Source organism: Arthrobacter sp. SPG23, from assembly GCF_000876655.1.
In the GTDB taxonomy this organism is placed as follows: domain Bacteria; phylum Actinomycetota; class Actinomycetes; order Actinomycetales; family Micrococcaceae; genus Arthrobacter.
Genome location: NZ_JYCN01000001.1, coordinates 94,516 through 109,814, shown reverse-complemented (window position 1 = coordinate 109,814; position 15,299 = coordinate 94,516). Strand labels below are relative to the sequence as shown.

Genomic DNA, 15,299 nt, shown 5'->3' with positions numbered 1-15,299 from the left:
GCCGCCTTACGCGCTGAGGCGCTGCCGGTCAGGCATTTGTGTAGGCGCCGTCTAAGGGAGGAACGACCGAGGCGCCGGCAAATGTCTCGGCCGGCTGCGCCGGACCCGGCCACCGGAACCGGGCGGCAACGCGAAAGGCCCCGCCCGCTCTTTGCAGAGTGGGCGGGGCCTTAGCGGTAATGCGTTAGACGCTCGGGGCGATTTCGGGGATGCGCGGCTTGGCGTTCCCTTCAAAGGTGAACTTGGCGTCGTCGCCTTCGCCGTCCACATCCACTACCACGATGTCGCCCGCGTGGATCTCTCCGAAGAGGATCTTCTCGGACAGCTGGTCCTCGATCTCGCGCTGGATGGTACGGCGCAGAGGCCGGGCACCCATGGCGGGGTCGTAACCGCGGGTGGCCAGGAGGACCTTGGCCGCCTTGGTGAGCTCGATGCCCATGTCCTTGTCCTTGAGGCGCTTCTCCAAGCGGCTCACGAACAGGTCCACGATCTCGATGATCTCGTCCTGGGTCAGCTGCGGGAACACCACAACGTCGTCAACACGGTTCAGGAACTCGGGACGGAAGTGCTGCTTGAGCTCCTCGGTGACCCGGGCGCGCATCCGGTTGTAGCCGGTCTGCGTGTCCGTGCCGGACTGGAAGCCGGTGGCGACGCTCTTGGAGATGTCCCGCGTACCGAGGTTGGTGGTCATGATGATCACGGTGTTCTTGAAGTCCACCACGCGGCCCTGGGAGTCGGTCAGGCGGCCGTCTTCCAGAATCTGCAGCAGCGAGTTGAAGAGGTCCGCGTGGGCCTTCTCCACTTCGTCGAACAGCACCACGGAGAACGGACGGCGGCGGACCTTTTCGGTCAGCTGTCCGCCTTCTTCGTAGCCTACGTAGCCCGGAGGGGCACCGAAGAGCCGCGACACCGTGTGCTTCTCGGAGTATTCGGACATGTCCAGCGTGATGAGGGCATCCTCTTCACCGAACAGGAACTCCGCGAGGGCCTTGGCGAGCTCGGTCTTGCCGACGCCGGTGGGGCCGGCGAAGATGAACGAGCCGCCCGGACGCTTGGGGTCCTTGAGGCCTGCACGGGTGCGCCGGATGGCCTGGGACAGGGCCTTGATGGCCTCGTTCTGGCCGACGACGCGCTTGTGCAGCTCGTCTTCCATCTTCAGCAGGCGCGAGGACTCTTCCTCGGTCAGCTTGAAGACCGGAATGCCGGTGGAGTTTGCCAGCACCTCGGCGATGAGATCCTCATCCACCTCGGAGATGTCGTCCATGCCGCCGGTCTTCCAGTGGCGTTCCTTCTCGGCCCGCTCGGCAATGAGCTTCTGCTCCTTGTCGCGCAGAGAGGCAGCACCTTCGAAGTCCTGCGCGTCAATCGCAGACTCCTTCTCCATCTTGAGTTCGGCGATGCGCTCGTCCATGGCCTTCAGCTCCGGCGGAGCCGTCATCCGGCGGATGCGCAGGCGTGCGCCGGCTTCATCGATGAGGTCGATCGCCTTGTCCGGCAGGAAGCGGTCCGAGATGTAGCGTTCGGACAGGTTCGCAGCCGACGCGAGGGCGCCGTCGGTGATGGTCACCCGGTGGTGCGCCTCGTAGCGGTCACGCAGGCCCTTGAGGATCTCGATCGCGTGGGCAACCGAAGGCTCCTTGACCTGGATCGGCTGGAAGCGGCGCTCAAGGGCCGCATCCTTCTCGATGTGCTTGCGGTATTCATCCAGCGTGGTGGCACCAATGGTCTGGAGCTCGCCGCGGGCCAGCATGGGCTTCAGGATCGACGCGGCATCAATAGCGCCTTCGGCGGCACCCGCACCCACAAGGGTATGGATCTCGTCGATGAACAGGATGATGTCGCCGCGGGTGCGGATCTCCTTGAGGACCTTCTTCAGGCGCTCTTCGAAATCACCGCGGTAGCGGGAACCTGCCACCAGGGACCCAAGGTCCAGCGTGTAAAGCTGCTTGTCCTTGATGGTCTCCGGGACATCGCCGCGGACGATCGCCTGGGCGAGTCCTTCGACGACGGCTGTCTTGCCCACGCCGGGCTCGCCGATGAGGACGGGGTTGTTCTTGGTGCGCCGGGAAAGGACCTGCATGACGCGTTCCATTTCCTGTTCGCGTCCGATCACAGGGTCCAGCTTGTTCTCGCGCGCAGCCTGGGTCAGGTTGCGGCCGAACTGGTCCAGAACCACGGAGCCGGCAGGGGTGCCCTCCGGCTGGCCGGCGCCGACGCCTGCGCCGGTGGTCTCCTTGCCCTGGTAGCCCGAGAGCAGCTGGATCACCTGCTGGCGGACGCGGTTGAGGTCCGCTCCGAGCTTCACGAGAACCTGGGCGGCCACGCCTTCACCCTCGCGGATGAGCCCCAGCAGGATGTGCTCCGTGCCGATGTAGTTGTGGCCCAGCTGCAGGGCTTCGCGGAGCGAGAGCTCCAGCACCTTCTTGGCGCGCGGGGTGAAGGGGATATGGCCGGACGGGGCCTGCTGGCCCTGGCCGATGATCTCCTGTACCTGCTCGCGTACGCCGTCGAGCGAAATGCTCAAGGACTCCAGAGCTTTGGCGGCAACGCCCTCACCCTCATGGATCAGACCCAAGAGGATGTGTTCGGTACCGATGTAATTGTGGTTCAGCATGCGTGCCTCTTCTTGGGCAAGCACAACTACGCGACGGGCACGGTCCGTAAATCGCTCAAACATTTCGCCACACTCCTAGCTACGACGTACTTTGATGCTACGTGGCAGACCCGGACTTGTGGAGCGTGTTCGCCACAGGGGAAACCCGGGGGCGCCTCCAGGGGTTGACCAGGAGTTGCCGCCACCGGGCGCCGGAGACGCAGAACCACCCTCGCCGGGTGCGAATCGCCTTTGTTGCAGGCCCGGAATCCGCCCGCAGGCCGGTCTTCCAATTGCGTTACCCGGGATGGGAAACTCGTCCCCGGGCGGTTTCCCGGCGCAATAAGCCCGGGAATATCCGTGCCGCTTTCCCCTTGCACCCTTCACTGCCGGGCCGGGTATTCAAATGGCAATGCCCCCGCCGATTGGCAGGGGCATTGCGTTTCCACGCAAAACTGCGGCAGTGCTAGGAATTTGCCTTCTGGTAGGCTTCCTGAATTTCGGCCTGGATACGGCCGCGGCTGTTAACCGCATAGCCATTCTCCCTGGCCCACTGACGAATCTGAGCAGAGTCCTGGTTACGGCCGCCTGAGACCTTGGTACGGGTGGCGCGGCCGGTGGACGTCTTGCGGGCGCTTGAAACAAACCGCTCCACGGAGGAGCGGAGTTCTGCAGCATTGGCAGCCGACAGGTCAATTTCGTAACTGACGCCGTCGAGGCCAAATCGGACAGTTTCGTCCGCGGTTCCCCCATCCAGATCATCGACAAGGATGATTTTCACTTTCTGTGCCATATAAATTCTCTCTTTTGGAAAGGACGGGTATGCAGAAAAGCAGGATGTATCTGTAAAAAGTATCCCCCGGTTTATGGCAACGCGTCAAAGCCGCAAAAGGTTCCTGTGAATGGTGGGCAGGAATATGCAGGGAGTATTACTTTGTGCCGTTGCCGTTGCCGGCATTCGTTCCGGTATTCGGCGCGCCATTAGTTCCGTGATTGGATTCGGCCGCGCCGGCATCGGCCTCGGCCTGGGCGCGCGCCTCGGCCTGGCGCTCCGACTTGTCGGCGTTGAAGATCGACTTCATGGCAAACCAGAACAGCAAACCGACAACGAGGGACGGTAGGAGGACTGCTACGTACTCCATGATCAGTGCCCCTCGGGCTTCAGCAGCGGGAAGAGGATGGTCTCGCGAATGCCGGCACCGGTGAACAGCATGACCAGGCGGTCGATGCCCAGCCCGATTCCGCCCATGGGCGGAGCACCGTACTCCAGAGCGCGGAGGAAATCTTCGTCCAGCTGCATGGCTTCGACATCTCCGGCGGCTGCGTGCATGGACTGTTCGGTGAGGCGTTCACGCTGGATCACCGGGTCGATCAGCTCGGAAAAGGCCGTGCCGCGTTCCATGCCGCCGATGATCAGGTCCCAGGCTTCAATCAGGCGGTCGTCGTTGCGGTGCTGGCGTGCGAGCGGCTGCGCGGAGGGCGGGTAGTCGTAAACGAAGGTGGGGTTCAGCAGTGTGGGCTCCACGAGTTCGCCGAACAGTTCAACCGCCAGCTTTTCGGCATCCCACTTCGGGTCCACCTTGACGTCGTGCTTGGCCGCCACTGCCCGCAGTTCCTCCACGGTGGTGTCCGGCGTGATTTCCTGGCCCACGGCGTCGGAAAGTCCGGGGTAGACGGCCAGCCAGGTCCATTCGCCGTCGAGGTTGATCTCCCCGGCTTCCGTCTGGATGGTGCGGCCCACACCGGCGGCGTCAGCGGCGTCGAGGATGATCTCCTTGATGCGGTCCGCCATGACGAACTGGTCCGCCCAGGCTTCGTAGCATTCCAGCGTGGTGAACTCCGGGCTGTGCGTGGAGTCCACGCCTTCGTTGCGGAACACCCGCCCCATGTCGTACACGCGGTCGATGCCACCCACCACGGCGCGCTTGAGGTACAGCTCGGTGGCGATGCGCAGCGTCATCTTCTGGTCAAAGGCGTTCATGTGGGTCTCGAACGGCCGGGCCAGGGCACCGCCGTGGACCAGCTGGAGCATCGGGGTTTCCACCTCGACGTAGTTGCGGCGGTGCAGGCTTTCCCGGATGGAACGGGTGATCGCGGCACGGGTGTAGACCATCTCGCGGGCCTCATCGCGGACCATCAGGTCCACGTACCGCTGGCGGACGCGGGTTTCCTCGTTGAGGCCGGCGTGCAGCACCGGCAGCGGGCGCAGGGCCTTCGACGCCATGGTCCAGGAATCGGCCATCACGGACAGTTCACCGCGGCGGGAGGAAATGACCTCGCCCTTGATGTGGACGTGGTCGCCCAGGTCAACCAGGGCCTTCCATTCGGCCAGGGACTCCTCACCCACGTTGGCCAGGCTCAGCATGGCCTGCAGGCGGGTGCCCTTGCCATCCGTGCCGCCTTCCTGGAGCGTGGCGAAGCAGAGCTTGCCGGTGTTCCGGATAAACACGATGCGTCCGGTGACGCCCACGATGTCACCCGTGGTCTCATCGGCCTCGAGGTGCGAATACTTCTCACGGATTTCGCTCAGGGAATGCGTGCGTTCAACACCCACCGGATAGGCCTCGACGCCGCGTTCAATCAGCTTGGCGCGCTTCTCCATACGGATGCGCATCTGCTCGCTGGCATCCGCCGGTTCGGCAGCATTGGTCGGGGTGGGGGTGTTTTGGGAAGTCACAGTCCCTAAGTTTACCGGGAGTTCCCCGGCACGTTATCCGGCTGGCCATGATCCCCCTCACCACGGAGGACGCCACGGGGAGGGGAATAGACTCGTGGCTGTGGAAACTCGGACGATCAGGACGGACGACGGCGACGGGCACCTTCAGGTGCACTCCTTCAGTCCCGCTGCCGGGCCGGCCCTGCCAGCTGCAGGAGGCGGTCCGGACGGCCGCGCGGGCGGCCTCCCGGACGGCGCTGCGCAACCCGGCGTCGTCGTCGTTCACGGAACCTTGGTGACCGACGCGCTCTACCGGCCGTTCGCGATGAAGATCGCGCGCCTGCTGGGGCGGCCCGTGCATACCTATAACCGCCGCGGCCGGGGCGGTTCCTCGGGCCAGCTCGAAGACTATTCGGCGGCGACTGAAGTCAACGACCTCCGCACGGTCATGCGGGACACCGGTTCCACGGACGTGGTGGCCCACAGCTACGGCGGATTCGTGGCACTGCAGGCGGCCAGGACGGAGCCCATCCGGCGGCTCGTGACCTACGACGCCGCGGTTTCCCTGTCCGGCAGCCTCAGCCGGCGCTGGCGGCCGGAACTTGAGCACTCCATGGCGGCGGGACAGCTGGACCACGCGTGGGCGCACCTGGTCCAAGGCCTGGAAACTGCGGGGCCGGTCTCCAAGCTCCCGCTCGGCGCCCTGCGCATGCTCAGCATCCTGTCCGCCCGGACCCGCCTTGGCGCTGAAATGCGGCAGCTGCTGCCCACCGCGGTGGCCGAAATGCGGGCTGTGCTGGACGCCGATGCGGAACTTGCGGACTTTGCCGGCGTCACCACACCCACCCTGATGCTCAGCGGAGGCTGGAGCCCGGCGTACTTCGCCGAGACCGGCCGCCAGCTCGCCGCGGCAGTCCCGTCGATCGACTTCGCGCTCGTCCCCGGGCAACTGCACGAAGGGCCGCTGCGGCCCGGGCACCGCCTGGCCCTGACCACAGCGCGCTTCCTGGCCAACGACGCCGGCCTGCGGTTCCAGCGCATCCGGACTGCAGGGAACCCCCTGGGCAACCGTTTAGGATGGGCCCGTGAAGGGAACCCGCGAACCTGAGGGAACAGTAAAGCAGCAGGCCATCACCACGCACGACGGCGGGCGGCTGGCTTTGTACACATACGGAACCGCGGACGCGCCCGGCGAGCGCCGGGTTGTGGTGATCGGCGGAGCCTTCCTCACGGCGCTGATCTACCGGCCGTTTTCCGAGGCCCTGTCCAAAGGACTGGGCGAAGGCTGGGCGGTGGACGTCTACGACCGGCGCGGCCGCGGCGATTCCACGCCGCAACCGGAAGACTACTCGATGGCCACCGAGATCGCCGATGTCCGCACCATCATGGACGCCACCGGCGCCCGCAACCTCTTCGGGCACAGCCTGGGCGGCTCCGTTGCCCTCAACGCGGTCCAGGAGTTCACCGGCACTGTGCACCAGCCGGACAAGCTTGCGGTCTATGACGCGGCAATAAATATCGACGGCAGCGTGGACACGTCCTGGCTGGACGATTTCGAACGCTCAGTCAACGACGGAAACGTCCCGCACGCCCTGGCCAAGCTCAAGAAAGGCATGCAGCCCGGCACGGCGATGGCCAGGATTCCGGAGCCCGTCCTCGCCGGACTGATGGCACTGGTTTCGCGGACCAAGGTGAACCGGCTCTTCAAGGAGCTCATGCCCAGCGGCGTGGGCGAGCTCAAGGCGGTGTTCGATGAAGCCGACCACGTCCGTGATTTCGCCGTCCTGCCGCCGAACACCCGGTTCATGGTGGGCGCCAAAAGCCCCCGGTACTACAAGGTGACAGCGGAGCTGCTGCACCGCGCGGTCCCCGGAAGCGCTCTCCAGATTTCACCCAAGTGCGTCCATGCCTCCATCCCCGCGGCAGTCAAGGAACTGGTCCAGGACATCTCCGAGTATTACAAGGGCTGACGAACCCTTGGCGGCGCGAAGCTACTGCGCGGTTCCTGCCGCCCCGGGTAGGCTCGGAACATGACGCGCGAGAACATCACAACACCCGACGGCGGAACGCTGGAGCTTTACACCACGGGAGCCGAGCTGGCCTCGGCGGGCTCGGGCGTCGTCGTCGTTCAGGCTTCAATGGTCACTGCCGCTGACTACACGCGCTTTGCCCAGAAACTAGGTGCTTCGCTGGGCCGGCCGGTGCACACGTTCAACCGGCGGGGACGGGGTGAATCGTCACCGCAGCCGGACGACTACACGCTCGACGTTGACATCCGCGACCTGGATACCGTGATGAAGCACACGGCCAGCACGGACGTTTTCGGCCACAGCTTCGGCGGCGCTGTGGCGCTCCACGCCGCACGTACGCTTCCGGTGGAACGGCTGGCTGTCTACGACCCCGCCGTCTCCGTGAACCACAGCGTCAAGGCCGACTGGATCGCCGAATACGAACGTGCCAACGCGGTCGGCGACGACGACCGCGCCCTCGCCGTGCTGGTCAGGGGACTTGAGACGGGCGGCGCCCTGTCCTCACGGATGCCCCTCTCCATGCTGACGCTGGCCAACAAGCTCACCGCCGGAACGCCGGTCGGCAAGCAGCAGCGCGAGCTGATGAAGACCGGGGTGAGGGAGATCAAGGCGATCATCGCGGCGGACATGCCGGCGGAGCCGTTCCTGGCTTTGCCGCTGGAGACCCTCATTATTGTGGGCGAAAAGAGCCCGGCGTACTTCGGGATCGCGTGCGGCCAGATCCACGACGTCCTGTCCGGTTCGAGCTACACCATCCTGCCCGGAGCCGGCCACGACGGCGTCAACCGCGCGCCGGACAAGCTAATCACCGAACTCAGCGAGTTCTTCGCCGGCTGACCCTTCGCAACGGCACCTAGTGCCGCACAAACAGCGCGAACGGACACTTGGGGCCCCTCCGGAGAGGGCCGCAAGTGTCCGTTCGCGCTTAAAGGGTTAGTGGGCTGCGGGTGCCGGGTGTTCCGCACCCGCGGTCTTGCGCATCATTGCCGAAAGCACGACGGCGGCCACGGCTATGCCGGCGGCCGTCAGGAACGCCGCGTGCATGCCGGCGACGATGCCTGACCCGGCGGACACGACGGCGTAGATCGAGACCAGGAGCGCGGTTCCGGCGGCACCGGCCACCTGCTGGAGCGTGCTCATGATGGCCGATCCATGTGAGTAGAGGTGCGGCGGCAGCGGGTTGAGTCCGGTGGTGAAGGCCGGCGTGAACAGGAGCGCCAGGCCCAGGCTGAGGACCACGTGCAGCGCCACAATCCACCACACGGCCGTTTCCTCGTTCAGCATGGAGAACTGCCAGAGGGACAGCACCATCATGACGGAACCGGTGACGGTCAGCGGCAACGGGCCCACCTTGTCGAAGAGGCGGCCGATGAACGGGCCAAGGAGCCCCATGGCCAGGCCGCCGGGCAGCAGCGCCAGGCCGGTCTCCAGGGACTTCAGGCCGCGGATTTCCTGCAGGTACAGCGGCAGCAGGATGACGGCGCCGAACAGGGCGATCATGGCCACCACCAGGAGCAGCACGGACACGGTGAACATGCGGAAGTTGAAGGCGCGCAGGTCCAGCAGGGGGCCGTCGGACCTCTGCAGTTTCAGCTGGCGGAAGACGAATGCCGTCATGGCCACCAGGCCTATGGCGAGCGCGGCCACCGCTGCGGTGCCTGGGCCGCTTTGTCCGCCGTGGCCTCCGCCGATCTGGCTGAGGCCGTACACCAGTCCGCCGAAGGCGGGAACGGTCAGCAGCACGGACACGATGTCCAGCCGGGTCTTCTCGGTCTCGCCGATGTTGGTGAGGTAGCGGGCCCCGATGGCGAAGGCAGCCAGAGCGATGGGCAGGACGAACACGAACATGAAGCGCCAGGTGAAGTGTTCCAGTATCAGCCCGGACACGGTGGGGCCCATGGCCGGTGCTACTGAAATGGCGATGCTCACGTTGCCCATGACCGCGCCGCGCCGTACGATCGGCACCAGCGTCAGGATGGTGGTCATCAGGAGCGGAAGCATGATGGCCGTGCCGCCGGCCTGGACAATGCGGGCCAGCAGGAGGACTTCGAATCCCGGAGCCAGCGCGGCCAGGAGTGTGCCGCCCGAAAACAGTCCCATGGCCAGCATAAAGACGGCCCTGGTGGACAGCCGCTGCAGGATGAACCCGGTGGTGGGGATGACCACGGCCATGGTGAGCATGAAGCCCGTGGACAGCCACTGCACCGTGGGCGCGTCAACACCGAGGTCCACCATCAGCCGCTGCAGCGCGACGTTCATGATGGTTTCGTTCAGGATCACCACGAAGGTGGCAACGAGCAGCGTGACGATGATGGTGACCGACTCGCGGGACATTTTCACCGGCCCGGCCGCCGGGACCGCCTCAGTCGCCGCAGCGGCAGGGCCCACGGGATCGCCGTGGGCGTTGGAAGAGACGTCTGTAGACATGGGGATTCCCTCAGGGAGATGTGAAGTGGTTTCCGGCGAGCATCGTCGCTGCAGATTCCAACAGTCTATCCCCCGGGGTAATTCCCGTCACTGGAAAAAATCCTGTCCCGCCCGGGAAGTCCGGCGGCTCAGGAGCTCAGCGGCACGTTGTCAATCAGCCGGACCGGCCCCACCTTGGCCGCGATGATAGCCAGGCCTTCACCGCGGAACGGCGTCTCCCTGCAGTTCTCAGCCAGGGGCTCCAGGGTCTCCGGGTCCACCACGTCGAAGTAATCCAGACCCACCAGGGGCTGGGACTCCACCAGGGCCTGGGCGGATTCCAGGTCCAGCGGTTCGTGGGCATTGGCGCGCTCTTCGAGGAGGCGCAGCGCCCGGGACAGCACCAGGGCGGCCTCGCGTTCCTCGCCGGACAGGAACCTGTTCCGGCTGCTCAACGCCAGCCCGTCAGCGGAACGGACCGTGGGAACCGCCACGATCTCCACGGGAAAGTTCAGGTCCGCCACCATGCGCCGCACCAGGGTGAGCTGCTGGGCGTCCTTCTGGCCGAAGTAGGCGCGGTACGCCGGCAGGCCCGCACCGGTGCCTGTCACAAAGGCGCCTCCCGCGGGCAGCCCGGTCCCCGGAATTCCGTAGTGCAGCAGCTTGGCCACCACCGTGAGTGCACCGTCGAAGTGGCCTGGGCGGGACGCGCCTTCCCATTTCTCTGCCAGACGGCCCGCCGTCACCCGGACCAGGGGCTCGCCGCCCGGATAGACCTCCTCAACGGAGGGTGCGAACACCAGGTCCACGCCCTCGGCGTCCAGGAGCTCCATGTCCGCTTCGAGGGTCCGGGGGTAGCGGTCCAGGTCCACGGCCTCGCCGAACTGCAGCGGATTGACGAAGATGCTGGCCACCACTACGTCGTTGTGTTCGACGGCGGTGCGGGCCAGCCTGGCATGGCCCTCGTGCAGGGCTCCCATGGTGGGAACGAGGCCCTGCGACGAGCCCTGTTTCTCCGTCAGCAGCCGTGCGCTTTCGGCCCGCAGCTGCGCCGCGGTGGTCACGAGTTTGATCGCCAAGTCAGTTTCCTCCAGTGGCCTGCGGGCCGTCGTTGTCCTCACCGTCGTTGTCAACGCCGTCCAGGGCTTTCCGGATCGCATCCAGCTGGTCCGGCTTCAGCAGCCCCCGGCTCCCGGCGCGGCGCGCGGTGGCCCGTGCCATCGCCAGGTAGGCCTCCAGAATATCGCCGCCGGCACCGGCGTCGTGTTCCCGCAGGGCCTCCGCGTGCGCAGCAACCGTGCCGGCATCGCCCCGTGCCACCGGACCGGTCAGGGCCGACTCCCCGGAAGCAAGGGCATTCTCCAGCGTTGCCCGCAGCAGCGGGCCAAGCATGCGCTCGGGGGTTTCGACGCCCACTTCGCGCAGCAGCTGCGAGGCCTGGGCAACGAGGGTCACCAGGTGGTTCGAACCGTGGGCCAGGGCCGCGTGGTACTGGGTGCGGTCGCCTTCCGCGATGACCACGGGTTCGGCGCCCATCTCCACCACCAGCGCCTGCGCGATGGGCAGCATCGCAGCGTCCGCCGTGACCCCGAACGTGCAGTCCAGCAGCCGGGTGAGGTCCAGGCTCATGCCGGTGAAGGTCATGGCGGGGTGCAGCGCGAGCGGGACGGCGCCGGCCGCCCGAACCGGGTGCAGGATACCCACGCCGAAGCGGCCCGAGGTGTGGGCCACAAGCTGCCCGGGCTGCCAGGCGCCCAGCTTGGCGAGGCCTTTCACGAGCCCGCCGAGGGCGTCGTCCGGGACGGCCAGCAGCACCAGCTCGGACCGTTCCACGATGTCCTGCACATCGAGTACCGGCACGCCGGGCAGCAGGGTTTCGGCGCGTTCCCGGCTTGCATCCGAGACCGCGGAAACCCCGACGACGGCGTGCTCGGCAGCGCGGAGCGCCGCGCCGAGCACTGCGCCCACTTTTCCTGCGCCGATGATTCCGACGCCGAGGCGTCCTGGCTTAGCCATGGTGCGGGCCTTCCTGGTGGTTCTGGGCGTGATCGGGCGTGTGCCGGTGATCGAGCTTGTCGGGATCCTTGGTTTCGACGGGCTCAACCACCGTGGCGGGGGCGACCTGAGTGAGCCATTGCTCGCTGGTCTGGCGTTTGCGGGCTTCCCGGGCGCGGGCGGCCTGGGCGTCAAACAGGTCGCGGGCCTCGTCCAGTCCGGCCTGGATGACGCGCGGTGACACCGGGCCGGCCGTGGTGTGCAGCACCAGGTCCGCCACCCGGAAGCGTCTCGCCAGCGGCCCCTGGTGCAGGGCCATCGATTGCGTGCGCTGGTGCGGAACCACCACCAGCTCGCGCCACAGGCGGCCGGAACGGATCAGCAGTGCAGTGTCCGTGGCGGTGAACCCGTTGCGGCGCCAGCCCAGCGGCGCCAGCAGGCGCACGCGGCGCGGGCTGGTGAGGAACCCGCCGTCGGGCGCTTCTTCGGAGATCACCCCGTGCTGGGACGGACCGGCCGGGGACAGACCGGCCGGAGGGAGTCCGGCGGGGGCCATACCGGTCAGGCCGGCCGTAAAGACGCGTGCCGGGTCCGGCGTTCCCGGGTCCGGGAGCACCAGCGAGAGCATCCGCATGACGTCGGCCAGGCCACCTACCGGGAGAAGCATGGTGCGCGACGCGCCTTCACCGTTGCTCCCCGGGCCGCCGTAGCCGGCCACATTCACCTGCATCCGGTACCAGCCGAAGATCCGCCACAGCGGCGGCTGCGTTACTTTCACGGCCTGGATCCTGCCCGGCGGCAGGGTCTGCGCCTGCGTGTCCAGCAGCCCGTACCGGAGCCGGATCCCGTCCGGCGAAATAGCCGCGGTGAAGTTGTAGCCCTTGTTGAATGATCCCCAGTAGGCGGCGGCCATGCCCAGGACCGCCGGGATCAGGTAAAAGTAGATTTGGCGGCTTTCAGTGACGGCGGACAGCACCACCGACGCTGCCGCGCCCAGGGCCAGGAAGAAGCTCTGCTCGCTGAGCAGCAGCGAACCGACCAACCGCGACGGCGGCAGGGACAGGACGGCGTATTCCGGCGCCTCCGGCAGGGCTGCTTCGGGTTGACCGGGATCGGGCACGAGCCCGGCCGCCCGGGCCAGGATGGTGGCCCTCAGCTGGCGGGCGTCGTCGATGCGCAGGTAGGCGAGGCGCACAGCTGATTCGCCGGCGTCGGCCACCTCGAACTTGAGTTCGGCCAGGCCGAAGATCCTGGCCAGGAGCGGCTGCACGATGTCGATGGCCTGCACCCGGTCCAGCCGGGCCTGGCGCTGCTGCTTGAACAGGAATCCTGTGTTGACCCGGACGTAGCCCTCGGCCACCTGGTACCTGGTGAAGTACCACGTGGTGATGAACCCGAGGACGGCCAGCAGAAGGATCAGTCCGCCGCCGGCGAGCAGGAACGGCACGCGCCCGGTATACATGTCATCCATGAGGGGCCGTCCTTGCAGCAGGCGCTCAAAGGAATCGCGGCCGAAGAAGAAACCGATGGCGGCAAGCGCCACCCATCCCCGGATGAACGGCGACGCGGGGTGGACCCGCAGCCACTCGCCGTCGGGCTTTCCGGTCATCTGCCCGGCAATGCCGGGGGTTGGCCCGGGTCCGGCGCCGCCGGGCGGTGTCACAGCACTGTCAGGGGTCACAGCCCGGCCAGCCGGGCAGCGCCCCGGGCGGACAGCTGCTCGCGGAGCCGCGCCCCCTCGTCGGCCGGCAGGCCGGGAATTTCAGCGTTGGTTCCGGCCGAGGCAGTGTGCAGTTTCAGCGTGCACAGGCCGAGTCCGCGTTCCACGGGCCCCACTCCGATGTCCACGTACTGCATCCGGCCGTAGGGAACCACCAGTGTGCGCTGGAAGAAGATGCCGCTGCGGATCAGGAGGTCGTCGTCGCGCTCGGCATAGCCGATGGCCCGCACCTGGCGGGGAATCAGCAGCAGCCGCCAGACGGCCAGCAGCAGGGTGACGGCCGGGACGGTGATGGCCAGCCAGAGCGGAACCCACTCCCACCAGCCCGCCAGCCTGAACACCAAGGGGAGCGAAAGGACTGCCACGGCGATGAGGTTCCCGAACGCCCATTCCACCAGGCGGACAGTCACGTACTTGGGCGAAACCCGGAGCCAGGAAATCCCCGGCGGATCAATCGCCTCGGTAGGCATATTCGCCTTCTCCTTTGGGCTTGCGGGCGCCCCGTCCCGGCGTTCCCGTGGCCCCGTCGGCGTCACCGTCCTCGGGCGGAATCCGGCAGAAGCGTTCCACGACCAGGCCCACGATGATCATGGCCAGGCCTCCGCCGGCCATCGACGCGGCCAGCCAGGTGATCCCCTGGTCGCTGCGCAGGTTCCAGAGCCTCAGCAGGTCCAGGAAGATTCCCGCGTGCCAGCCCAGCAGCACCGTTCCGGTGTACGCGCAGGCCTGGGCAAGGACAAGCGTCCATGCGGCCAGGATGGGGTTCAGCATTTTCTTTTTCTTGCCGTTCCGCCAGCGCAGGACGCGGATCCCCAGCACCAGCGTGAGCACCACGATCACGCCCATGGTCACCAGGCCGGTCTGCGGAAGCACCGGGGTGGCCAGGCCGTAGCGGGTGGTCATGACAGTCGCGAACCAGCCGGCAATGGCCACGATCAGCCCCACGACGATCAGCAGGAACGGATTGACGGGTTTCACGGCCTACTCCACTGCTCCCGCTGTGGGAAGGCCGTCGAAGTCCCCGAAACCGTCGAAGGGGGAAAGATCCGGGAAGTCCGCGGCCCTGGCAGCCAGTTCGCCCACCCGCACGCCGTTGAGCTCGGCCGAGGGGTCGATGAGCGACCACGGGTACAGCACAAATGCACGCTCGGCGGCACGGGGATGCGGCAGGGTCAGTGCGGGATCCGAACTGACCAGGTCGCCGTAGGTGATGATGTCAACGTCCAGGGTCCGCGGACCCCACCTGACTTCGCGCACCCGGTGGTGCTTGTTTTCCACGGACTGGCAATGCCGCAGCAGCTCCGACGGCGGCAGCGACGTTTCCACCGTGATCACCATGTTCAGGAAGTCTGGCTGGCCCTCAGGTCCGCCCACGGCCTTGGTCTGCACCACCGGGGAAACCGCGATCAGCCGCACTTCGGGCCGGTCCACCAGATCGGCAACGGCGCTGGACAGGGTGTCGTTCCGCTCCCCCAGGTTGCTGCCGAGGGCCAGTACCGCGCGGACATACGGGTTGTTCGAGTACGGGGGGTTCATGACCGCCGCCGATGCACGCTGACGGAGACGTCGCCGAACTCCACCTCAATGGGGGCCTTGGGCTTGTGCACCGTGATGTCCACGGCGGCCAGCGGGAATTCCTGCAGCAGGTCTTCCGCGATGCGGACGGCCAGGGCCTCGATCAGGTTGAGAGGGTCGCCGGTAATCCAGTGCTTGATGCGTTCGGCCACCTCGCCGTAATGCGCGGTGTCCAGGACATCGTCCGAGGCGGCGGCCTTGGTGAAATCCAGGTGCAGAACGGCATCGACGATGAACGGCTGGCCGTTGCGGCGTTCGAAATCGAACACCCCGTGATGGCCGACGGCGGTAACACCGCTCAGCGTGATTGTGTCCATGATGGCT

At 66.6% G+C, this 15,299-nt stretch carries 15 protein-coding genes; 3 read left to right on the top strand and 12 right to left on the bottom strand.

What is annotated here, in order from left to right; translation table 11 throughout:
• Positions 1–184: 184 nt before the first annotated feature.
• From TV39_RS00560 to lysS, 4 genes are all read right to left on the bottom strand, one after another.
• On the bottom strand, positions 185–2,677 hold the full coding sequence (locus tag TV39_RS00560) for an ATP-dependent Clp protease ATP-binding subunit (RefSeq protein ID WP_011690039.1): 2,493 nt from the start codon (positions 2,675–2,677) through the stop codon (positions 185–187).
• 382 nt (positions 2,678–3,059) lie between these two features.
• Positions 3,060–3,386 (bottom strand): histone-like nucleoid-structuring protein Lsr2, encoded by a 327-nt coding sequence (locus TV39_RS00555; protein WP_011690038.1) that lies wholly within the window; start codon positions 3,384–3,386, stop codon positions 3,060–3,062.
• A 136-nt stretch (positions 3,387–3,522) separates the two neighbouring features.
• Positions 3,523–3,735: a hypothetical protein gene (locus TV39_RS00550; RefSeq protein ID WP_043476803.1), complete on the bottom strand. Its 213-nt coding sequence runs from the start codon at positions 3,733–3,735 to the stop codon at positions 3,523–3,525.
• A 2-nt stretch (positions 3,736–3,737) separates the two neighbouring features.
• Positions 3,738–5,270 (bottom strand): lysine--tRNA ligase, encoded by a 1,533-nt coding sequence (gene lysS, locus TV39_RS00545; protein ID WP_043476801.1) that lies wholly within the window; start codon positions 5,268–5,270, stop codon positions 3,738–3,740.
• A gap of 100 nt (positions 5,271–5,370) precedes the next feature.
• Between lysS and TV39_RS00540 the strand changes: the two genes are divergently transcribed.
• Genes TV39_RS00540 through TV39_RS00530 form a run of 3 tightly spaced genes read left to right on the top strand, consistent with a single transcriptional unit; the run spans position 5,371 to position 8,116 of the window.
• Complete coding sequence (locus TV39_RS00540) at positions 5,371–6,357, top strand: alpha/beta fold hydrolase (RefSeq protein ID WP_043476976.1); 987 nt, start codon at positions 5,371–5,373, stop codon at positions 6,355–6,357.
• The gene (locus tag TV39_RS00535) at positions 6,335–7,219 is read left to right on the top strand and encodes an alpha/beta hydrolase (protein WP_043476798.1); all 885 of its coding nucleotides are present in this window, start codon (positions 6,335–6,337) and stop codon (positions 7,217–7,219) included. Before TV39_RS00540 ends, TV39_RS00535 begins: the two co-directional genes overlap by 23 nt.
• Before the next feature lie 60 nt (positions 7,220–7,279).
• On the top strand, positions 7,280–8,116 hold the full coding sequence (locus tag TV39_RS00530) for an alpha/beta fold hydrolase (RefSeq protein WP_043476795.1): 837 nt from the start codon (positions 7,280–7,282) through the stop codon (positions 8,114–8,116).
• 96 nt (positions 8,117–8,212) lie between these two features.
• Here TV39_RS00530 and TV39_RS00525 read toward each other — a convergent pair whose 3' ends face one another.
• From TV39_RS00525 to folB, 8 genes are all read right to left on the bottom strand, one after another.
• Positions 8,213–9,706, bottom strand: coding sequence for a DHA2 family efflux MFS transporter permease subunit (locus tag TV39_RS00525; RefSeq protein WP_043476793.1), 1,494 nt, complete (start codon positions 9,704–9,706; stop codon positions 8,213–8,215).
• A gap of 128 nt (positions 9,707–9,834) precedes the next feature.
• The gene (locus tag TV39_RS00520; RefSeq protein ID WP_043476791.1) at positions 9,835–10,764 is read right to left on the bottom strand and encodes a 4-phosphopantoate--beta-alanine ligase; all 930 of its coding nucleotides are present in this window, start codon (positions 10,762–10,764) and stop codon (positions 9,835–9,837) included.
• A 1-nt stretch (position 10,765) separates the two neighbouring features.
• Positions 10,766–11,701: a Rossmann-like and DUF2520 domain-containing protein gene (locus TV39_RS00515; protein WP_043476788.1), complete on the bottom strand. Its 936-nt coding sequence runs from the start codon at positions 11,699–11,701 to the stop codon at positions 10,766–10,768.
• Positions 11,694–13,289: a PH domain-containing protein gene (locus TV39_RS00510; RefSeq protein ID WP_043476785.1), complete on the bottom strand. Its 1,596-nt coding sequence runs from the start codon at positions 13,287–13,289 to the stop codon at positions 11,694–11,696. Before TV39_RS00510 ends, TV39_RS00515 begins: the two co-directional genes overlap by 8 nt.
• A 68-nt stretch (positions 13,290–13,357) precedes the next feature.
• Positions 13,358–13,870 carry a PH domain-containing protein gene (locus tag TV39_RS00505; RefSeq protein WP_043476782.1) on the bottom strand — a complete coding sequence of 171 codons (513 nt, stop codon included), beginning with the start codon at positions 13,868–13,870 and terminating at the stop codon, positions 13,358–13,360.
• The gene (locus TV39_RS00500) at positions 13,851–14,378 is read right to left on the bottom strand and encodes a DUF3180 domain-containing protein (protein ID WP_043476780.1); all 528 of its coding nucleotides are present in this window, start codon (positions 14,376–14,378) and stop codon (positions 13,851–13,853) included. Before TV39_RS00500 ends, TV39_RS00505 begins: the two co-directional genes overlap by 20 nt.
• A gap of 3 nt (positions 14,379–14,381) precedes the next feature.
• The gene (gene folK, locus TV39_RS00495) at positions 14,382–14,936 is read right to left on the bottom strand and encodes a 2-amino-4-hydroxy-6-hydroxymethyldihydropteridine diphosphokinase (protein WP_043476777.1); all 555 of its coding nucleotides are present in this window, start codon (positions 14,934–14,936) and stop codon (positions 14,382–14,384) included.
• A complete protein-coding gene (gene folB, locus TV39_RS00490; RefSeq protein ID WP_043476775.1) occupies positions 14,933–15,292 on the bottom strand; it encodes a dihydroneopterin aldolase in 360 nt (119 codons plus the stop codon). Before folB ends, folK begins: the two co-directional genes overlap by 4 nt.
• Between the last annotated feature and the right edge of the window lie 7 nt (positions 15,293–15,299).